Source organism: Neochlamydia sp. AcF65 (assembly GCF_018342435.1).
Classification (GTDB): Bacteria; Chlamydiota; Chlamydiia; order Chlamydiales; family Parachlamydiaceae; genus Neochlamydia.
Genome location: NZ_JAEMUE010000038.1, coordinates 1 through 21545, shown reverse-complemented (window position 1 = coordinate 21545; position 21545 = coordinate 1). Strand labels below are relative to the sequence as shown.

Below are 21545 nucleotides of genomic sequence, written 5' to 3'. Positions count from 1 at the left end.
TTTTAATCTTAGGAAACAATATTAAGACTTAGAAACCATCTTCCATTCTAACCATTGGTAGCTTATTAGGTAAACTTTAAGCCTTTTTAGCTTCTAGGTGAATGGCGGCGAATAAGAGCTAGGATAACTTCGGTTTTAGGTTCAATTTCTTTTAAATTTATTTGAGCAATTTTTTGAGGAGTTAAAGAGAAAGCTGATTGCATATCCAATAGATCTCTTTTTAAACAGTCTATAATTTGTGCTGGCATAAAGAACTCTAAAGTTTTTATAGGCTTAGATGTGTAATCGGCTCCTAAAATTCCTTTTAACATTTCTGGAGTTATGCTCTCTTTTTTAAAATCAATCGCTTGGATTTGCTCACGGCTAAGATAATTAAGTAAGGAAAGTGGGATAATCGGCAATAAATATAAAAGGCTACTTTTCGCAAGGTTTTGCAGACTCTTATCTTTTACAATAAGGGTATGCATAAAAACATTGATAGCAGCCTTACTAGCAGGAGAAAGCGTAAGAAGCTCAATCTTGGTGAAATCTATCTGCTTAATTTTTTCTGCAGAAAGTAGACGTGCAGCTTTAGGGCTGAGCAAATCTCTTCGTAGGCAGTCGATGATTTGCTGGGGTTCAAAAAACTCTAGGGTGTTTTTTCTTTTATTTGGTAGAAGTTCTCCTAAGATTCCATCCACCATAGCTTGTGTGATGTTTTTTTCTTTAAAATCAATCCGCTGGACCTGTTGCTGAGTCAAATAATTAAGATAAATGGGGTTTAAAAAAGGCAATAAGTATAAAAAGCTGGATTCTTGGAGGCTTTTTAAACTAGAGTCTTGCCTAGTGAGACTACCTACAATTGTATTAAGGCATTCAAAAATAAGGGGATCCTGCTTAGGTTGATATAAATCCAATTGCGTAAAATCTAAGAGTTCTACTTGCTTTCCTAAGATAGAGGGTAAAGCTGCAGAATTGAATAAATTTCTTTGTAAACAGTTGATAATTTGCTGAGGTGTAAAAAAATGAAGTTGGCTGGGTAAATTTATTCGCTGCCATCCCTTCCATCCTATTATCCCGCTGACCATCTCCTGTGTAATTTTCTCATTTTTAAAGTCTATCGCTTGAATTTGCTCGGGTGTTAAATAATAAAGATAAACAGGGTTGAGGAAAGGCAATAAGTATAAAAGGCTAGCCTGCTGAAGGCTTTGTAAGTTCTTATCTTTCTTGATAATTGTATCGATGATCGTATTGAGGATCATTTGATTATGCTCTTGCTCATCGAGATTCACTTGCGTAAAGTCTATATTTCTCACTTGCGCAGAAGAGATTAGCCTACTAATTTTTCCATCAAATAAGCCCTTATTTAAGCCAACCAATATAGCGTTAGCAGATAAAGTTTTAATTCTTCTTTCATTTTTGTAAATAAGTCTAAACTGCTTAGCACTTAAAAGATCGATATGAAGGCCTAACTTTTGCTCTTCAGTTAAGCATTCAATTAAATTGCTTGATAAATGCTTTACCAAAAGCTCAAGAGAACTTATATTTACTTGGCGTAAATCTCTCAAAGTCAATTTTTTTAAAGTCTCAACGGAATTAATAGCTAGGCCAAGCTTTTGCTTTTTTAACATCGTGGCTTGCTGACCTAAAAACTTTGCCTGCCTGGTAGATAATTTGTTGATAGCGTCCATACTCATGCTAGACACTTCTTCTTCATCTAGCAGAAAAATTTTAAGAGCTGACTCCTCCCATGCAGCTTCGAGGTCTTTAATTTTCAGCTCCTTGAGCAAAGGATTTTTTGCTAATCGTTGAAAACGAGGTAGCAACTGAAAAGATTGATTAAGCTGATTAAACCTATCCTCAATACGCTTCTGAAAACTAAGCAAGCTCTCTTTTTGTAAGCCTGTAATTTGTCGCCTTTCATGTTCTTCTCTTTCGAGCCATGTATGCAACGGTTGCTGCATGACACTCTTTATCCGATTATGATAGTGATCATGCCTTTCTGTAAAAAGATTACCTGGCTGATTTAGCTGTGCCTCTTTTGGCTCTAAGGTAAGAATAGAGGGGATCACTTTTGTATTTAAGCTTTCAATTTCCTCAGCAGAAGGAAAAAAGAGTTGAAAAAGTAGAGATTGGCTTTGAGGTAAAAGAGCAGACTTAGGTGTTGAGGTACTTCTCTTAAGTAGAGTTTGTGGAGTAGATAGAGAGGGAAGCTTTTCCTTTTCTAAAGAGTAAGAGGTTTGAGAAGAAAAAGGGGGAAAAGGATTTATCTCCTCTTTTTTAACTGAAGAAAGCCTTTGCTCAGGTAGAGTCTGGGAAGAAAATTCGTTACTGCCTATATTTTTGGTTTTCTCATCGGTTGAATTTAACCTGGTCAAAACTTTAATCTGCTTAGTTTCGATGCCGCTTATACATTCGTTCCAAAGCTTTCTTATACTTTTTGATATCAAGGCTAATCCGCCAGAAAAAATGGTAGCAGCCAAGGCTATTAAGCCCTTTTTTACTCGCCAAGCATAACTAGAATGGTAAATATTTTCAGTGTAGATGGTGTAAGATCTGCCCGCTGAATCTTTTCTTACAATGGACGGTGAGCCTTGATCCTTTAAGTCGAGCGTCACACCATCTAAATCCTCCATTTTCTCAGATTTTCTAGAGGGGGATGTTTTAAAAGCATTGGCAGGTGTCATAGTTTTTCTCACTAATTAAAGAAAATTGACTTTATTATATAAAGATAGGGCTTAAATAACCAGATAAAATGCAAACCATACCAACAAATTATTATAATTAAGGCCTTTTTAAGGGAAAGCCTTTAGTTAGTAGCTTAAATTAGAAGTCTATTTATTCCCTCTTCTAAAAGCTTATCACTCAACTTGTATACTTTCCTACTTGTAAATGGCTTAAAATTGGCCCTTTTCCTGCTCTATAGAAATAAGCGAAAATTATATGAAAAACAATGTAGGCGTGTTAAATAAACCGACTTTTATCCATTAAGAGGTATTTTTGCGGGCAAGTTAGAGGAAATAACTGCAATGGAATTCTTAATTTTTTTCTTGCATAAATTGCCATTCTGCTTTTTACCATGCCTGAAAGGCGGTTCAATGGAATGAATCGCTGTATAGTTTCTTTGGCATTTCTCTTACTAAAATAGCTTGTCTAACTATCTTCATACTAAAAAATTTCCAAGTTAGAGAAAATTCTCAATTACAATTTGCAAATGTACTAAAGAAAATGTAAAATTTCTTAAGAAATATAGGATGCTATAAGCTTGGTGAGCCTTGCAGTTGGGAGCTGGCTTGGGCTAAAGCAGGATATAAACAGGATATAAAATAGCTCGATATTATTGGACGGGTTAAAGAAATCGGGTGAAGCTCCTTTTAAATTAAACAGCTAAAAGTTTTGAAGAGCGATTAAACCCATTCAATAATCGGGATGGGTAAAGATTATAAGCTACTTTTTCTTTAGTTTGGGCATTATAAGGTCTCCTTAAACATACTCTGATCTACCTAGTTAGCGATTAAAGAATTAATAGATCATACTAAATAAAGAAGCTGCCTGACTATTATTTGGCATAATGTTTTTTAAATTAAGTCTAAATTCTGTTGCTATCTAAAATGGCTCTTCACTAGAAAGTAATCAGGTGGTTTTAATAAAATCTATAGATTTTATTAAAACTTCTGTTCCTTGCCTTACATGCTAGTTTCACATAGATGAAGGCTATTTGCAAGGATTTATTAATAATCGTTAGGTTATAAGAGATGCCCTTACGCTTTATAGCTCTCTATCGCTATTAATTCAGGCAAACAGGAACATTATATTTAAAAGGCTAATAAAAGGTTGTAAGCCATTTTTAATTAAAACTTAAGAGATAGCTAGGAGTCTATACATATGCCATAGCTAAGTTGCTAATGCCAGGGGTGGCGGCAATTGAGGCTTCACTTAATCTGTCTTTTTTTTAAGGTGTTTTTGAAAGCTTTAGCTCTAAACGGGAGAAATAAGAGATGAGATATATTATTGGAATTGATCTAGGAACGACAAATAGTTGCATTTCGTATGTGGATACTCAACATCCCAAAGCTTCCATTCAATCTTTTGCGGTACCTCAGCTTCTAGGGCCCAGTCATATAGGACTACGCCATACCTTGCCCTCTTTTGTATATCTTTCAGCTCCCCTGGAGTGGCAAGGAGCAGCTTTAGATTTGCCTTGGAAAAAAAATAACGATACATTTGTAGGCTCTTTTGCCCATTCACACGGAGCTAGGGTCCCTACGCGGCTTGTTCAGTCAGCTAAAAGCTGGCTAAGCTATTCAGCTACTAATAGAAATGATAAAACCCTTCCCCCTGAAGCTAGTGAAGCGGATCGAAAAATCAGCCCTTTGGAGGCCACAGCGCATTATCTGAACCATATTCGTTATGCTTGGAACTACCTTATAGCTAAATCAAATCCTGAGGCAGAGTTTGAACAACAAGAGATTGTTCTGACAGTTCCTGCTTCTTTTGATGAAGTGGCAAGGCGTTTAACTGTTGAGGCTGCTAAGATGGCAGGATTTATTCATTTAACCTTACTTGAAGAACCCCAAGCAGCTTTTTATAGTTGGATCTCTTTACATGAAAATCAATGGCAGCAACAGATGCGGGCAGGACAAACTATTCTTGTTTGTGATGTAGGGGGCGGCACGACGGATTTTAGTTTAATAGAAGTGCAGCAAGGAAAAAGCGAGCTAACTTTAAACCGTAGAGCTGTAGGCGATCACCTGTTATTAGGGGGTGATAATATGGATATTGCTCTTGCTCACTATCTTGAAGAAAGGTTATCTCATGAGTATGGAAAAAGAGATTTTCAGCTTGTTCAATGGCTGCAGTTGAAACATCAAGCTCGGGCTGCTAAGGAAGCTTTGCTAGAAAATGCGGCATCTGCTACCGACCATTTTACAGTCTTGTTACAAGGCTCAGGTTCTGCAGTAGTTAAAGGAAGCTTATCTATCCAGGTTAAATGCCAAGAAGTGGCCCATTTATTGTTGAATGGGTTTTTTGCACAATATTCTTTTGAAGAAGCTCTTCAATTACGCAGATCTACAGGATTTCGGATGGTAGGCCTTCCCTACGAAGAAGAGCCTTCTATCACCAAACATTTAGCTACGTTCTTAAAGCGCTCGCAGGTTCAAAAAGCTCCTGACTACATTCTTTTTAATGGGGGCTCTATGAAGCCTACTATTTTTCAGCAAGCTCTTATACACTCGTTGGAAAGATGGTACTCGGGTTCACAGACAAAAATCTTGGAAAGTGTAGGCCTTGACATAGCTGTAGCCCGAGGAGCCGCTTACTATGGAAAAGTACGTCGAGGCTATGGAGTAAGAATAGCTAGTGGAATACCCAAAACCTACTATCTAGGAATTGATGTTAAAAAATTCGAGGGTACAGTTTCAAACCAAGCTTTGACCCTTTTGCCGCGAGGCGCTGAAGAAGGGGCCAGTTATCAATGTGAACATACCCTTTCCTTGCGGCCCAATGTACCCGTCTCGTTTAGCTTATATACTTCTCAAGTTCGTTTAGATGACCAAAAAGGAGATATAATAGAGATCGATAACCAAGAACTGCAGGCCATGCCTGCCATTCATACCATCTTGCGTTTAGGAAAAAAGCAGCTTTCTGAAAGTATCCTAGATAATGTACCTGTAAAGCTTCATATAAAGCTGACAGCTATCGGAACATTAGAACTATGGTTGCAATCGCTAACAACCGGGCATCGCTGGCCTTTAGAATTTCAAGTACGGCAGGCATCAGGTCAAGAAAATAATGTTTCCTCTTTAGAGTCGCAACGCCAGGATGAAAGTTTTGATTCCTCCTATTTAAAGTCATCGCAAGAGTATCTTCGCGAAATATTTACAAGCTCAGGGAAAGCAGAAAAAATGATGGAAAAATTGGAGAATTATTTAGGTAGACCACGCCTAGACTGGCCTTTAAGCCTATTGAGAGGATTGTTTGATACCTTGTTAAGCTTAGCTGATCAGCGTAAAACTTCTGCGGATCTCGAACCGCGCTGGTGGAATATGATAGGTTTTTTTCTGCGGCCTGGCTTTGGCTATCCTTTGGATGATTTTCGCATCAAAGAATTATGGAAAATTATTTTAGGAGATTTTAAGTTAGCCAAGTCTTTTGAATGCCTCATTCAGCAGTGGATCTGTTATCGCCGCATAGCGGGGGGCTTAAATAGAGGACAGCAAATTCAGCTAGCTAATGATATTTTATCCACCCTATTACCTAATAAGACTTCTAAAATTATTCTTAAAAGTAAAAATGATATCTATTCTTATTCAGAAAAAATAAGAACTTTAGCTTCATTTGAATGGCTTGATCTGTCCTTAAAAAGAAAAATAGGAGTAGCTATTCTCAGCCGCATTTGCGCTGGCGAAGCAGTGGCTGCAGATTATTGGGCTTTGGGCCGTATTGGAGCCCGTCATCTGATCTATGGATCTTTAGCTTATGTAGTCTCTAGCGAGGAGTGTTCTAAATGGATTGAGTCCTTACTTAAGCTTTCTCCCCACGATCAATTAGCTCATCTTCTAGGTCAATTAGCTAGGAAAACGGCTCATCGCGAAGTAGATCTTTCGCAAGCTACTCTAGATAATATTTTGAATGCTTTTTCCCTTCTTCCTCAGCATGAGCATTTGCAGAGAATGTTGACTCAACCTGCTACTTTAACCTTGCAAGAGCAAGAGCAGGTTTTTGGTGAGAAATTACCTGCGGGCTTAATTTTAGAAAGGTGAAAATAGGTATAAAAATATTATAAAGAGAAAAACTGTGCGAGTATAAAGCTTAGAGAAGCTAAACATTTATATTGTGATGTGAGGCAAATTTTTTAAAGGAACCTGTTTATCAGAAACCTTGGGTGGGTAAGTAATTGATAAATAAATTGTTTAAGATTAGGGAGCGGTCGGTAAGCATGTAAAAAGCGTTTCTACCTCTGGAGAAGTAGGAGAAGGTGATGAATAGCTGACAAGTTCATGGGCGCGTGATAAAGCCTTTAACATATGATGCTGAGGCTGCCGTTCATCAAAGACAAAAAGGTTTTCCTTACCTAGCGATTCAATAATCCCTGAGGCACAAAATACATCCCATAAAGGAGGCGTAATTCCACAAGTGATTAAGTGGCGCTCTGAATTTTTAAGATAATTATTCAACTGTTGCAAGGCAAGGCAGGAGGTGGCATCAATATCGCGCGCATTTTTTAGTTGTAAAATGATAACTTTAGTTTTGTTATCATCTTCTGTAATGGACTTCAATGTGGATTGAAACAAATCGGCTGCTCCAAAGAAAAGCTCTCCTTCTACTTTGATAAAACGTATGTTTTTTTCTTTATGAGCACGAGATCTATCGAGGTTAATAAGCTCACCTGCCTGGTCAAAATCATATTCGATTAGTTGTGGAATAGCGGCTTTTTTTAGATATAATGTAATCGAAATGATGATACCAATGTAGAAGGCAACATCTAGGCTAAAGAATAGGCATGACAAGATGGTAGCCCACAAAACTAAGGCATCCGAATTAGTCGCTTTCATGCATACAAGGAATTGTTTAGGATTTACAAGATTGGCAGCGGTGATTAATAAAATGGCAGCAAAAGTTGTTAAAGGAATCTTCGTGATGAAAAAGACAAAAGCTCCTAGCAATAAGGCAACAATTAATGAGTTCATAATACTAGCGAAGCGTGTTTTGGCTCCCAAGGTAGCATTAAGGTTACTGCGTGAAGCACTGCCTGAGATAGGCATGGCTCCAATAAAAGAGGCTAGTAGGTTACCCATCCCTATTCCAAAAATCTCTTGATTGATTGAGAAGGCGTGACCTGTCCCTGCAGCGATTGATTTGGCAGCCGAAGTAGTTTCCATGATACTTAAGAGCGCAATAGCAAAAGAGACAGGAAGCAATTCATTCATAATCCCGGTATTAAAAAAGAATAGCTTAACATGAGGAATAGCGTTTTTTAATTCCCCCGTGTCTTCTACTAAAAGAATTTTATGCACAGATTGCTGGGCATCAAAGGCAAAGAAATGATCAATAAAATTGCCTATAGCAGGAATTTGTAAGAGATAAACGCTTACAGCAGCAAAGATTAAAGAGAGAAAAGCTGCAGGAATACGCTGATTGGTACGTCTTAAAAAAATAAGCAAGGTTAAGCTTGCCATTCCTATCACAGTCGTAGGAATATGGATGCTACGCCATTGGGCTAAAAGATAGGCTCCTCGTTCATACAGTGAATGGACGCCGGGCATGAAGCTGAGGCCTAGTAGAACGTAGGATTGAGTAATTACCATTGCAAGGGCAGTACCGACAATATATCCTATAATAACCGTATAGCTGACAAATTGGGTAAGCCTTCCTAATTTACATCCTGCTGCTACGATCTGTAGAAAACCGGTTAAAAAGGTTAACTGAGTTAAGATTTGCAGAGCAATAATGTCACGGTCTACTCCCACCACTTCACGATAATGATGATAAAGAACTTCTGCTGTACCTGCTTGTACCAAAATAGCGATGGCGTTACTAGGGCCTACGACAAGTTGAGGTGAAGATCCTAATAGGCTCGCTAAGATAGAGGAATAGATGGCTGCAAAAAGGCCACTCGATAAAGGTAGGCCGGCAAGAAGAGCTGCTGCCATCGCTTGAGGCAAAGTAATCAAGGCCACGGTTAGAGCAGCGATTGCATCACTGCGGAAAGTGTTCCAAGAATAAGCTGAAATTTCCCTCTTTAAAAGAGAAAAGGAGATGTCATCTGAAAGGTAATTGGCGCCCATAAAAAGAAATTCGTTTTTACACAACCATATTAAATTAAATTTATAGAAAAGTCTATTTATTTTTAACGTTTAAAAATGTTATGATTTGCCAACTAAACATTAAAATCGATAAAGTTATGACCCATTTACCTAAACTAGCTATTGTAGGACGACCTAACGTAGGAAAATCCGCTCTTTTTAACCGTATCTGTAAAAAGAAGATCGCCATTGTTGATGAAGCTGAAGGAATTACACGCGATCGTTTGTATAGTAAAGCTGAATTTTTTGGTAGAGCTTTTGAAGTGATCGATACTGGCGGGATGGATTACCATTCGCAAGCAGATTTTAATGAGCATATTTTACGCCAAGCGGAAGTAGCAATTGAAGAAGCCGACACAATTGTAATGGTAGTAGACGCTCATTTGGGAATTACTAAGCTAGATAAAGAAATCTCGAAAATTTTACTAAAAACTAAAAAGCCTGTTTGCTTGGCTGTCAATAAGATTGATAATGGAGCCCAAGAATATCTGTTGCATGAATTTCACTCTCTAGGAATTAAGAAGATGATTTCAGTCTCTGCTGCGCAAGGCTGGCACATGGCTGAGCTTTTAGAGGAAGCTTTTGAAGACCTAGAGCAAAGCGACTTGCAAGCAGAAGAGGATTTGGCTACCAAAGTAGCCATTGTTGGGCGTCCCAATGTAGGGAAATCCTCACTTATTAATTTTTTATTAGATGAAGAGCGGTGCATTGTGAGCCCCATTCCAGGTACGACTAGGGATAGTGTAGATGTCTCTGTAACGCACCAAGAAGATCATTTTCGCCTAATTGATACAGCCGGTATACGACGCAAGCATGCTGAACATGAAGTGGTAGACAAATTTGCAGCTATTCGTACGGAAAGGGCGATTGAACGTGCAGATATTTGTGTGTTGATGTTAGATGCTCAACAGGGCATGACCGTTCAGGATAAGAAGATTGCTAATAAAATTGAAGAAAGTGGTAAAGGATGCATTCTGGTATTTAATAAATGGGATCTGGTCAAAGGGTTTCGTATGGAGCATTGTTTAAAAGATATTAATGAGGAGGTCTCTTTTCTACGCCATTGTCCTAAGATCTTTATGTCGGCTACCACCGGAAGGAATGTTGAAAAGCTCTTTGAAGAAATCAAAAGCGTGCAAGAGCATTCTTTAAAACGTATTCCCACGCATCAGCTTAATAAATTTATTGAAAGCGCGCTACAGAAGAATCATCCTCCCATGATCGGCGGTAAACGCTTAAGGATTTACTACATGGCGCAAGTTGATGTACAGCCCCCCAAGTTCATCCTCTTTGTTAATTATCCTGACCTGATGAGTGAAAGTTATAAGAAATATCTCTATAATCAGTTCCGTGAAACTTATGGATTTTTAGGAGTTCCTTTAGAACTGTATGTAAAAGGAAAGAAAAAAACTACTTTCTCTGAAAGAAAGGCCAAAAGTCAGCTTCAATCTCCTGCAAAGCTTCAAGAAGATGATGAAATCGTACAGGCTTACGAGGATTTTGAAGAAGAAGAAAACACCTTATAAGTTCCCTGGTATCCAATAATTTTAAAATAGAAAGCTTCTTTTAGTCCTTTACCCTTTATTTATAGCTGATGGCTTCTATAATCATTTGTAATCAAGTTCGAAAATTTTATAAAGAGGCATATTTGCTTAACCGCTCTTTGTTAGTTGTGATTACCTCTAGATTAAAAAGAGGAGAGGGGAGATAAATGCTTTCTGAAGAAAAACTAAGCAAACAGACTTTCCCGGTTAGCTGATGAATGAGATAAAGCCTTTTCCCTGTTTTGCTTTACATGTTAAAAATGAAACCCCTTTAGATGAAGCATGGGAATCGCTGCAAGAGGCAGGCTTAACCCCTCTTTATATAGAAGAAGATTTTAAAGCTTTTCCTCGCATTTATATTTTGGCAGAGAATGAGCTGACCGTTAAGTCTTTACTTAAGCTTTTCCCTTTCATTCAATTTGTTGAGCTTAGTGAGCTAGGAGAAATTGATTGGCAGTCACAATGGGAAGCTCATGGCCTTAATTTTTATGATGGCTGCGTGCATATTGATTTACCGCATGCCTGCTCTTCTTACGGAAAGCAGCTTAAACTTAGGCCAGGAGCTGGCTTTGGGGACCTTTCTCATCCTACTACCCGATTAATAGTGGATATGTTAAATGATAATGTATGGGGGAAAGAGGTCGTAGATATCGGCTGCGGCAGTGGAGTCTTAGCTTTATGTTCAGTCGCTTTAGGAGCAAAACATGTGTATGCTCTGGACATTGATCCTGAAGCTTTAAAACATTGCCAAGAGAATGCTCTGCTAAATAAGATGCAGGATAAGGTAACCATTAGCCTCCCTCAAGATTTTATACTCTCTTCTCTCTCTGCACCGCCTGTAATTTTAATGAACATGATTATGACTGAGCAGCAGAATGCTTGGGAAGCATTGAAATGTCTTCATGGTCGCCATGATATTTGCCTAGTATCAGGTATCTTATCTGAGCAAAAGCAGGATTACATCCATTTAGCCCAAGCTTGGGGATGGAAAGTGCTTAAAGAGCAAGAGGAACAAGGGTGGGTAAGTCTACAATTTGAACCCTCCAAGTACTAATGTTACCCACTAAGAAGCCATTCAGGCTAAGTAATAAACAGGAAAAGGTGCCCTTCAAATAAAGGTAAATATTTAAGATTTAAAAGATATAATGCGCTTAATAAACACTAAGTCTGTATACCCTATCCTCTAAAAGCTGTCTCTCTACTTAAGGAAATGGTTTTATAAAGTATGGAGTTACATAAGGAGTTGCTTAAAACTGTATAGAAGGGGGGGGGGGGAGACTTCTTAATCGATCTTTCATCGATTAGCTGGCGCGTATTACGTAGCTCACCGTCTTAGCGTTTAATTAGAAAGTAGAACCTTGCCTTCTAGCGGACGAGTAACCCCATTACCCTAGCGTTTTACTTAACGTAATTTGAATGTGTTATTCAGAAGGTAGCAGTTTGTTAGCCGCGTTCCTTAATCCCCGTCTAGAAAAACTTGGAGATTCATCTAAGCCTTCTTTTGGTTGCCTAACACGAGTTGGTAGAAAATTATGTCTTGTTTGTAAGTCTTACATCGCTGTCGAGATAAGCTCAAACATCCTCCTCGGATTCTGGCTCATATTCTTGAATCCATGCGAGTGTTTCTGGATCATCGTACTCCTCGGCGTAATCCTTAAGGTTTTGATACTGTTCTTCATCTGCCTCTTCAAGCCAGTCCTTTACAAGGTCTTGTTTAAGATTAGCAACTGCCTCTGATTCCAATACTTTTGCAATGCGTTCAGGATCATCTAAAATATCAGATGTCAGTTCACCAATTTTTGAATTATATGTGTTAAGAGTGTAGTCTAGTTCTGTTTCCGAATCATAATAATCAAACTCTGGCACTTCTTCAGATAATTGAGCACGGTGTTCAATAAGTGTCATCAAATCTACAACGATTTCTCGCTTGTCCTCATCGATTTCATTCATTTCTTGATTCCAACCGAAATGGAGTGTTTCAATCAATTCTATCACAAACTCCTCCATCTTCTCTTGTGGATTGTTGTAATTGAGATGATCCAAAAGATCCGCGGCTGTTATTTCTTCTGAGTGGAAGGGTTTTATGGATAAATCACCTTCATACGTTAGAAATAATTTCACCATTTGTAGATCTAAGCGAACAACAGCGATTTGTAAAGGGGTTAATCCGGCTGTACTTAATGTATTAGGGTTTGCCCCTCTCTGTAGAAGTAACTCTGCCAGTTGAATATTTCCCGTATAGGCCACATTATGTAGGGGCGTTTCCCCCCAATAGTCCTCCATATTAACCAAAGCGCCTTTATCAAGCAAAAGCTCCACCACATCAGTTGCCTCTACCAATATACCTAAGTGCAGAAGTGTTTCTTCGCAGTCATTGCAAAAATTGATCATCTGCGGTTCTTCATATTGATCCAATAGTATGTATAAGCAGTCTCTTCGATTTAACAAAACGGCTTGATGTAGGTATGATGTATCATTACGGGGGAGGGGTTGAAAGGATGGATTTTTAATCCACTCTCCTTCATCATCTAAATAATCGGGTTCTTCGTAAAAGCCCGCGGACCAATATTTAGCTACATGTCCGCAGAACCTTTCCATAGGTGATTCTTCTTCAACTTCTTCTGACTCGCTGTAGCTAAAGTCTTCTGAAGAATCATCTTCGCTATTTACACCCCAATCGATAGACGATTCATCGGAAGAACTTTCTTCGGAAGAGAGATCGGCATTCTGCCGATGCTGACTATAGCAGGCCGATTCAGAAAGAAGGAGTAAAGTCCCTGCCTCTGGATGATGAGCAGGCTCGCCTAGCTTGAAGAGTGCCTTGAGCGCTTCTGGACTATTATGAAAAATTGCCAGCATCACATTTGAGTCAACCGCACGCTTTTGCATGGGTCCTTCATTTCTATGTTCTAGAAGGGCTTCTAACAATTTTTTGTCTTCCGTCACAATAGCCATCGCTACGATAGACTCAAAAACAGGAGCTGTGGAAAGCTCTTTTGCATGCTCTAAAAGATCTGGTTCTAGTTTTTCTTTATGAAGGGAGAACCATTTCGCTAGAACAGCGATTGGACTATTAAATTCAAGATACTTAGGAAGTTTTTTCCAGAAATTGAGTGTCTTTTGTTTAATGCAAGATAAGCGCCAATCGTCAAGCCAAAAAGCCATCAGACCATGCTCAAAGAAGAGATCATGGCTAAAAACGTATCTACCATCTTTGAGCACTACAATAGATGTTTGCTTCAAGGCAACAACATTTCTAGTCCTCTCCAGAGATTGAGCTAGCGTGCTTGCCAACTGCTTCCAGACCATTTGCCTTTCCTTACCCAAGTTTTTGTCTCGTCCCTTTACTACCTGCTTTATTAATTGAGCATCTAATGCCGTATTTTTAGCTTTTACAATGCGATTCAATTCCTCTTGGTTTTGAGAAATTAACTCAAGGATAATTTTTAAATAAAAAGGGATTCTAGCAAGCTCGATGAGGGGACCGATCTCTTGATACGGTTTCAATTGAGGAAACACTTTAAGCAGAGCCTCTATTGGCAAAGGCTGCACATCCAATCGATGGCTTACCTGTTGAATAGCAAGCTCATCGTATGCGATAGGGGTTAAGGTCAAAATAACTGTGCGCTGTGACTGTAAAAGAGAGCGAAGGAGATGTTGTACGTCATCTTTTGGGAAAGGAGGCAGCAGCGCTTCTGCACTATCAAGTACAATCAGGCGCACCATTTCTACCTGTTCTAATACTTTCAGAATCTTTTTCTTAAGCTTGATATCTTTAATCAGTGCTTCGGTGGAAATGAAAAGATATTCGAGAGGAAGGCGTTTTGCTAGAGCTTGTTTGACCAATCCCGACTTTCCTATGCCTTTATCTCCGACAACCGTCACCAATCCTGGCTTGCTCATCGCGTGCTCTAACTCGTCTAGCTCTTTCCTTCTAATGATTTGATTTTCACACGTATAAGAAATATTCGATAACGTTGCTTCAGTCACTCCCTGTAATTTCACCGCATCATGAAAGCGGATTTGATAGCTATCCATTAACTCTATCAGTATGTCATTTGTCAGCTCTGATGTATTCCTTGACCCTTTGTGATTGTGTACAAACCATTCCCCTATCGCATAGTATAAATGAGGGAATAATTGACCTGGGTGGACTTCCCCAAAGCGCTTATCACAGATTATTGATAGATTTGCGATAATGGATTTGATTAAAGGATCGTAATCTTTTTCACCTACTTTAAAACGGAAGGAACGCAAAAATTGTTGGAATAATGCCTTTTTACGTTTTTCTACAATTTCTGGATACAACTTCTTATCTTTTAGATAGTCCCATGCTTGATCCTCTATAATAGTATAAAAATTTTTTCCTTTGATTCTTCTAGTCTGTAAATTAACGGATTCTTTTCCTTCAATAAATTTTTCGGAAAAAACATCGTTTTTAACACATTTATTAAGAGTAGAATCCAAGGTTGTGTTAGTATAGATGATACTTTCTCGGTCCTCATCCTTTAGTGTTGGATATTTCTCCTTTAGACTCAACCAGCCATGAAAGAATTTTCCTATATGCATTTTTGCATTTTTACTATTCTTTTTTTTTGTTTTCTCATTCTTTTTATTGATAAAAAGTTCAGCTGAAATTTTGGCCTCGTAATGCTTTACCTGAAATGCTTGCAATTTACAATCAATGTTTTTTTCGTTTTTGTGAACAATGATAATATCGTCTAAATTGCCATTGCCTTTTGCCTCAAACATAGCTTCAAATGAAGTGCGTTGTACTAACAGTTCCGTTATTTTAGCTATAAGCACTAATAGCTGATAAATTGTTCCACGATAGCCTGCTTGCAACAAAGGGTCCATTTCAAATTCTTTAGGTTTAGCTGAGGGAGGCTTTTTATCAATAATTTCACCGATTCGTGGATTCATGACTACATGAGGGTCTTGTTCCTCAAGCCTCAAAAAGTGATTGGTACCATTATGAAGAATCGGGATAGGATGACCTGGCTGCTTCTTTGTAACGCGCGATCTATCCTCCAAAAACACCTGAATATTCATCTGAAATAGTTCATTAATGATATCTATCGGTGTCTTAAAATCCTCACCTTCCAACCTACGTGCAAAAGGGATATATCCACGTCCTATTTGAAGATAATATTTAACGTATGCTTTGTAAATGGATTCATCTGAACAGTAACTAATAATTTCCTTATCTATCTTCATTCTAGTTTGATAGGCGTTGGAAAATTCTTGCGCGAGTGTTGATTCATTACCTTGTAATAGCTCTAACAACTCATCGGGCCTTCGACCTTTAGTATCCTCTTTCCCCAATTCTTCGCGGGCCTTATTGATAAGTTCTCTCAATATATTTTCACTTTGAGCAAGTTTTTTGATCAAGGCCCGAAACTCTTCCTCAACAATATTCTTAAAGGCTTCCTGTTCAGCGGAATCTTCATGTCCTCCTGTGCATCCTAGATAAAGAAATTGTCGGATTTCAGATGCAAATGCCTTCCTTACATCCTTGTCTTGTGCTTTTGCTTCTAACTTTTTTATCAGGCTATCGCGGCTTAAATTTCTTTTATTCACGGCATGAAAGAAACAATCCCGGTCTCCTGGTACATTACGGACCTTGTAATTCAAAGTTTTTCCTTGTGATAGACGCCAAAAGGTCCGACCCTGCAAAGAGCCTTCGACGTTTCCACTAGAATTTGGAGAATTTGCCTGTAAACACTTCTTGTACTCATGTACTTGCAGCTGCCAGGCTAATAAATGATCGCAGGATGACATATCCATACCTGTTTTTAATAAAAATTATTTATCAGGATGGCTACAGATTTTTCTTACATGCCATCATATACATTAAGTGGGCATGGTTTCATAAGTAGATTTTTATTTCAAGCGTTCATTAAACAAATTTATTGCCCTACATTCTACAAGCCAAAATAGTAGGGTGATATTATTTTAACATGCAAAAGGCGGATTTTAGAGAGGTCAGTTGATCGTCCAAGGCGTCTTCAGAAATGGTTATCGTGTCTGAATTTTTTTATTAAATTTTTGAATATTAAAAACTAAGAAAAAACTTTCAAATTCGGGATTATTTGCATAAATATTTTTGGTCTAATCACACCTATTGGGGGGTTACAAAGACCTAGAAGGGGTAACGAATATTCCTTGGATAAAAAGGATTTAGGAGATAAAAAGAATGAGAGCCTAAGTACTGCATTGTATTCTTGATTGCATAAAGCATTAGCTAAAGGCATATTGAAGCAGCCTTTTAAGCAATCCCTAAAAATGTGATATCGAGAAAAAATTAGGAGGCTTTACAAAAAAGCTGATGGTCATCTCAAAAAATACGAGAGGCTCTCAGTAGAGTCCTTAGGAGGCTTTTAAGAGAATAAGCTCTTTTTTATTCGCATTTATTCTTGCCGCAGGCACAGCTATCAGGGCTAGAAGCTTTTTCTTCGCCAGAAGAGGCGCCTTTTCCGTAATCGTTAATGTAAAATCCCTTTCCTTTGAATGCTAATCCAATCCCTCCTCCTGGGCCTCTTTGCAAGGTAGGCTTTCCACAAGATAGGCATATTTTCAAAGGTTCTTCGCTAATCTTTTGAAAGGCTTCATGATTAGCATTACAACTTGTACAATGATAGGCATATGTAGGCATAACTGCTCCAAAAAATAATCCGGAAGCCATCATTGCTGGCTTCCGGTTAGGTTAAGACTTTCTAGCTGGTATTTTTACATCATGTCCATGCCGCCCATACCACCCATACCGCCCATGCCACCCATACCCATACCACCCATGCCACCCATATCGCCCATACCGGGGGCGCCGGCCATAGCAGATTTAGGTTTTGGTTTATCGGTAATCATTGCAGCGGTAGTTAAAAGAAGAGAGGCTATCGAAGAGGCGTTAATTAAAGCTGTTTTAGTTACACGTACAGGATCGATTACGCCTGCTTTAATCAAATCTGTAAACTCATCGGTTAAGCCGTTATATCCTAAGGCTCCCTTAAATTCATAGACTTTTTCGGCAATTAAATTCCCTTGCTTGCCGCAATTATTGGCAATAGCCGTAGCTGGTGCATAAGCAGCTTGAAGGACTAGATTTACTCCGATTGCTTCATCGCTAGATAATTTGAGTGATTCTAAGCTCTTGATAGCACGTAAAAGAGCTACTCCTCCCCCTGGAACAATTCCTTCTGCTACTGCTGCGCGCGTTGCATGAAGGGCATCTTCCACTCGAGCTTTTTTCTCTTTAAGTTCTGTTTCGGTAGCTGCTCCTACATTGATGACAGCCACTCCGCCTACTAATTTTGCTAAGCGCTCTTCAAGTTTTTCTTTATCGTAAGTTGAGACAGCTGGATGATTGATCTGAGCTTTAATTTGATTTTCTCTTTCTTTAATCTTTTTCAGCTCACCGGCTCCATCAATAATTACTGTTTCTTCTTTAGAAACTTTGATTGTCTTAGCGTGTCCTAAGACTTCGCTATCTACTTGATCAATGCGGAGGCCTGTTTCTTCGGAAACTAACGTTGCACCGGTAAGAATAGCCATATCTTCAAGCATAGCCTTACGACGATCTCCAAATCCTGGGGCCTTAACGGCGCAAATGGGAAGACCGGCTTTAAGTTTATTGACAACTAAAGTGGCTAAAGCTTCTCCGTCTACATCATCAGCGATAATAAGAAGAGGCCTTGTTCCTTGTTCCATCACTTTTTCTAGAAAAGGCACCACATCTTTAACTGTAGATAATTTTTTATCGGTGATTAAGATAGCGGCGTTGGATAATTCTACCGTCATGTTTTCTGGGTTAGAAACAAAATAAGGAGACAAATAGCCCTTATCAAATTGCATGCCTTCGACCACATCCAATGTGGTTTCAATACCTTTGGCTTCGGCTACTGAAATAATGCCATCTTTGCCAACTTTTTCCATTGCTTCGGCAATAATGGCACCTATACTACTATCATTATTAGCAGAAATAGTAGCAATTTGCTTGACTTCTTCGGGAGTATTAATAGGGCAAGCTAACTGATCTAAAGCTTGGCAAGTTACATTCACTGCTTGATCCATGCCGCGCTTGATCATCATGGGGTTGGCACCAGCAGTCACATTTTTAACACCCGCACTAAAAAGAGCTTCAGCAAGCACAATGGCTGTAGTCGTTCCATCGCCAGCTATATCGGAAGTTTTAGAGGCCACTTCTTTAACAAGTTGTGCGCCCATATTCTCAAATTTGTCTTTCAAAGTAATTTCTTTAGCAACGGTTACTCCGTCTTTGGTAGATAGTGGAGAACCAAAGCCTTTGTTGATCACCACATTGCGTCCTTTGGGACCCAGGGTTACTTTGACTGCTTTAGCTAAAGTCCGCACACCTTTAAGGATGGACTTTAGAGCTTCTTCGTTAAATTGCAATAGTTTTGGCATAAGTAGAGCTCCTTAAAGTTTGAATGGGAATCACAGTTAAGCAAGAATACCAAGTATATCATCTTCAGACATGATTAGAAGCTCATCTTCTTCATCACTACTTTTGATTTCAGTCCCCGCATATGAACTGAATAAAATGCGATCACCCACTTGTACATTAAGGGGCTCTCTTTGTCCTTCATCGTTTAATTTACCAGGACCGGCAGCTACAATCACTCCTTCTTTTGGTTTTTCTTGTGCTGAGTCTGGCAGTAGGATACCACCTTTGGTAGGCTGAGGTTTAGAACGTTTAATTAAAACGCGATTACCAAGAGGTTTTATTTTTGTCATAGCACAATGCTCCTATTTAGAAAAATTGTTTAGGGAGATACGGATTCTAGGTTTTAGTGTAATTTTTGTCAATAGAAGGATAATCGTTTTTAGCAGTTTGTCTATGAGAGTGCTAATCTTCTGCGTAGGAAGAAATTAAATATTTTTTTCTTTGATGAGCAAATTTTTCTCTTTCTTTTTCGTGAAGGCTACGCAGCTTCCAGACAATATTTTTTTCTTCTTTTATAATCTGATAGACTTTGTCTGTCCCATTAACTTTACAAAACATTGCCTTGCGATCTTGTGAATTAGCTAAAGCTTCTTTAAATTCTTTGGGATAAAGGCTTTTTAAGATTCCAATGAGCAAATATTGAGTACTGACGGGCTTATATGTTAAATGATTAGTAATAATGATGATGACACCTTTGCAATCTTCGTTGGCAAACCTTCCATAGAAAGGGCGATAGTAAAAAGGCTCAAAGTAAACACCTGGAAATTTTTGGCTATTGAGGTGATGGGCAAAGATCTTAGCATCAATCCAGGGAGCCCCCAGGACTTTAAAAGGAAGGGTATAACCTATGCCCGTATTTACCATTTGCAATTCTCCTAAGATGCCAGTCACAGGATAGTAATAAGCTGTAGTGGCCTCAGGGATATAAGGACTAGTAGGAATCCACGGAAGGCCTGTGTCTTGAAAAGTCATATTCCTGTGCCATCCTCGCATGGGAATAACTTCAAGCTGGCAACCTACCTTGCCTTGATCATTAAAATAGCGCGCCAGTTCACCGACTGTCATTCCATGGCAATAAGGAACATTAATGTAGCCTACTATCGAGCGCCACTTCTCTTCTAGCAGAGGGCCATCAATCACCTTACCATTAATAGGATTAGGGCGATCAAGAACAATGACAGGGATCTGACGTTTTGCTGCCTCCTCCATTACGTAAAATAGGGTGGTGATATAAGTATAAGAGCGTGACCCGATATCCTGAATATCGTAAAGAAGCAGATCTAGCTGGGCGAGCATTTTATCTGTCGGGCGACGCGTGGCGCCGTGCAGGCTAAAAATAGGAATACCAGCAGAGTCTTTTTCATCTTTTATAAATTCGGAGGCATGCGCAGAACCTGTGATCCCATGTTCGGGAGCAAAAAGAGCTGCAAGAGTAAAATCGTATTGCTTAGCATGAGATTGGAGTAAAGAAGCAGTGGATTTCATTTGGCTGTTGACAGCAGTATGATTAGTAATTAACCCAATTCTCTTGTTTTTAAGTAGGTGAACGTAATCTTTTGTAAATAAAAGATCTGCGCCAACCTGAACTTGCGGGCCTGCTTGTAAGTAATTAGCTAAAAAATTAACGAGGATAAACAAGGAAAGAAAATAGCGCATATTTAAGCAAGGATATCTAAGGGTTTAAAAAAAGCAAGTGAAATAGAATATACAAAGTAAGCAATAAAAATCCTAAAAGTTTCTTTTTTACCTTTTCCAATGAAGGATACATGAATGAAGGATGCATGCAGGAGTATTAGCTAAAATTCAGGGGCTCAAAAGCAGAACTTAATCGGGAGCGATAGATAAGGGAATAAGAAAATCATCTTCATCTCGCTGTTGCTTTTTTTAAGGTCATCTTTAAACTTATTCTTTTTTCAAATACCCGGATGCTTAATCGTCTATTCGTGCTTAAGAATCAGCTTATTCTGCTGCTAATAAGCCTAAAGATTCCTTCACAATTAGTTAAATAATCTGAAATTTATCCCTATCATCTTTTTTTAGTACCGCCATGTTGGCCGGGAACGCAAAATTTTCTTAGCCAATTAAAGATCCTAATAACTTTATGCTTTTAACGTAACAAGGTAATAAGATTGATGACTTTTTAATGATTGTGTATATAGATCATTATTGTTTGATGCAAATATCTCTTCCATAGTATGCTTGTTATTAAATAATCATTTAATAATCTCTCTGTTTGATTTTTTAACCTTAATTTCAATGAAAAAGGAAAAAGCGATGGGAGTAAATTTCAATCCTAGCTTTAGTCACCTACCTAATGAGCTACAAGCAGCTATCTTTAGTTGGTTGCCAGAAAAAGATTTAGGCATGGCCGCATTAGTCAGTAAGCCCTGGAAACAGTTAGCAGAAGACTCTTTTTTATGGAAAAAGCTATTTTGCCGTCGCTGGAGCAACCTTACCCAAATTAAAGCTTCCCGCTTCGGCTGGAAAAAGATTTATAAGAAAAAGTATGTTCCTGGAAAGCTGCGCTCCTCTTTTTCTCCTGAACATTTTCATCATCAGATGCATAAGCTTCCTTTGGCTGGCTCCCCAGAGATTTTAGAATTAAAGGTCAAGAAAGACCTAGCCTTTTTGAAAATGACAGCGGGGACAGCCCAGCTCTATAAACTGAACAGAAAGACAGGTAGGCTGATTTTTGATAATTTAAAGGATAAGCATGCCCATTTAATCCATTGGAAAGGCAACCATCTTCACTTG

The 21545-nt window shown here is 38.7% G+C and carries 11 protein-coding genes; 4 read left to right on the top strand and 7 right to left on the bottom strand.

Annotated elements, in window-relative coordinates:
- Window positions 1-86: 86 nt before the first annotated feature.
- Window positions 87-2666 (bottom strand): hypothetical protein, encoded by a 2580-nt coding sequence (locus NEOC65_RS03955; protein WP_213155777.1) that lies wholly within the window; start codon window positions 2664-2666, stop codon window positions 87-89.
- A 1311-nt stretch (window positions 2667-3977) separates the two neighbouring features.
- On the opposite strand from NEOC65_RS03955, the gene NEOC65_RS03950 reads away from it, so the two are divergent.
- Window positions 3978-6743, top strand: coding sequence for a hsp70 family protein (locus tag NEOC65_RS03950; RefSeq protein ID WP_213155775.1), 2766 nt, complete (start codon window positions 3978-3980; stop codon window positions 6741-6743).
- Between the two features lie 156 nt (window positions 6744-6899).
- Here NEOC65_RS03950 and NEOC65_RS03945 read toward each other — a convergent pair whose 3' ends face one another.
- The gene (locus NEOC65_RS03945) at window positions 6900-8768 is read right to left on the bottom strand and encodes a SulP family inorganic anion transporter (RefSeq protein ID WP_213155773.1); all 1869 of its coding nucleotides are present in this window, start codon (window positions 8766-8768) and stop codon (window positions 6900-6902) included.
- An 80-nt stretch (window positions 8769-8848) separates the two neighbouring features.
- Between NEOC65_RS03945 and der the strand changes: the two genes are divergently transcribed.
- Together der and NEOC65_RS03935 are read left to right on the top strand one after the other, a co-directional pair.
- Complete coding sequence (gene der / locus NEOC65_RS03940; RefSeq protein ID WP_249299037.1) at window positions 8849-10312, top strand: ribosome biogenesis GTPase Der; 1464 nt, start codon at window positions 8849-8851, stop codon at window positions 10310-10312.
- Between the two features lie 232 nt (window positions 10313-10544).
- Window positions 10545-11384, top strand: coding sequence for a 50S ribosomal protein L11 methyltransferase (locus NEOC65_RS03935; RefSeq protein ID WP_166158180.1), 840 nt, complete (start codon window positions 10545-10547; stop codon window positions 11382-11384).
- A gap of 518 nt (window positions 11385-11902) precedes the next feature.
- Here NEOC65_RS03935 and NEOC65_RS03930 read toward each other — a convergent pair.
- The 5 genes from NEOC65_RS03930 to NEOC65_RS03910 all read right to left on the bottom strand — a co-directional run bounded on the left by NEOC65_RS03930 (window position 11903) and on the right by NEOC65_RS03910 (window position 20447).
- Window positions 11903-16111, bottom strand: coding sequence for an ankyrin repeat domain-containing protein (locus tag NEOC65_RS03930; RefSeq protein ID WP_166158177.1), 4209 nt, complete (start codon window positions 16109-16111; stop codon window positions 11903-11905).
- 619 nt (window positions 16112-16730) lie between these two features.
- Complete coding sequence (locus NEOC65_RS03925; RefSeq protein WP_166158174.1) at window positions 16731-16985, bottom strand: FmdB family zinc ribbon protein; 255 nt, start codon at window positions 16983-16985, stop codon at window positions 16731-16733.
- A gap of 74 nt (window positions 16986-17059) precedes the next feature.
- Window positions 17060-18751, bottom strand: coding sequence for a chaperonin GroEL (groL, locus tag NEOC65_RS03920; RefSeq protein ID WP_166158171.1), 1692 nt, complete (start codon window positions 18749-18751; stop codon window positions 17060-17062).
- 36 nt (window positions 18752-18787) lie between these two features.
- Window positions 18788-19081 carry a co-chaperone GroES gene (locus NEOC65_RS03915; protein WP_166158169.1) on the bottom strand — a complete coding sequence of 98 codons (294 nt, stop codon included), beginning with the start codon at window positions 19079-19081 and terminating at the stop codon, window positions 18788-18790.
- Window positions 19082-19193: 112 nt separating this feature from the next.
- Window positions 19194-20447: an exo-beta-N-acetylmuramidase NamZ family protein gene (locus NEOC65_RS03910; RefSeq protein WP_213155772.1), complete on the bottom strand. Its 1254-nt coding sequence runs from the start codon at window positions 20445-20447 to the stop codon at window positions 19194-19196.
- A gap of 618 nt (window positions 20448-21065) precedes the next feature.
- Between NEOC65_RS03910 and NEOC65_RS03905 the strand changes: the two genes are divergently transcribed.
- Window positions 21066-21545: F-box protein (locus NEOC65_RS03905; protein ID WP_213155771.1), on the top strand; the 480-nt coding region annotated here is incomplete at its 3' end.

What these genes read in the sequence shown, in the direction of transcription:
- NEOC65_RS03955 (WP_213155777.1), bottom strand. Translation starts at nt 2,666, where the DNA reads ATGACACCTGCCAATGCTTTTAAAACATCCCCCTCTAGAAAATCTGAG.
- NEOC65_RS03950 (WP_213155775.1), top strand. Translation starts at nt 3,978, where the DNA reads ATGAGATATATTATTGGAATTGATCTAGGAACGACAAATAGTTGCATT.
- NEOC65_RS03945 (WP_213155773.1), bottom strand. Translation starts at nt 8,768, where the DNA reads ATGGGCGCCAATTACCTTTCAGATGACATCTCCTTTTCTCTTTTAAAG.
- der (WP_249299037.1), top strand. Translation starts at nt 8,849, where the DNA reads ATGATTTGCCAACTAAACATTAAAATCGATAAAGTTATGACCCATTTA.
- NEOC65_RS03935 (WP_166158180.1), top strand. Translation starts at nt 10,545, where the DNA reads ATGAATGAGATAAAGCCTTTTCCCTGTTTTGCTTTACATGTTAAAAAT.
- NEOC65_RS03930 (WP_166158177.1), bottom strand. Translation starts at nt 16,111, where the DNA reads ATGTCATCCTGCGATCATTTATTAGCCTGGCAGCTGCAAGTACATGAG.
- NEOC65_RS03925 (WP_166158174.1), bottom strand. Translation starts at nt 16,985, where the DNA reads ATGCCTACATATGCCTATCATTGTACAAGTTGTAATGCTAATCATGAA.
- groL (WP_166158171.1), bottom strand. Translation starts at nt 18,751, where the DNA reads ATGCCAAAACTATTGCAATTTAACGAAGAAGCTCTAAAGTCCATCCTT.
- NEOC65_RS03915 (WP_166158169.1), bottom strand. Translation starts at nt 19,081, where the DNA reads ATGACAAAAATAAAACCTCTTGGTAATCGCGTTTTAATTAAACGTTCT.
- NEOC65_RS03910 (WP_213155772.1), bottom strand. Translation starts at nt 20,447, where the DNA reads ATGCGCTATTTTCTTTCCTTGTTTATCCTCGTTAATTTTTTAGCTAAT.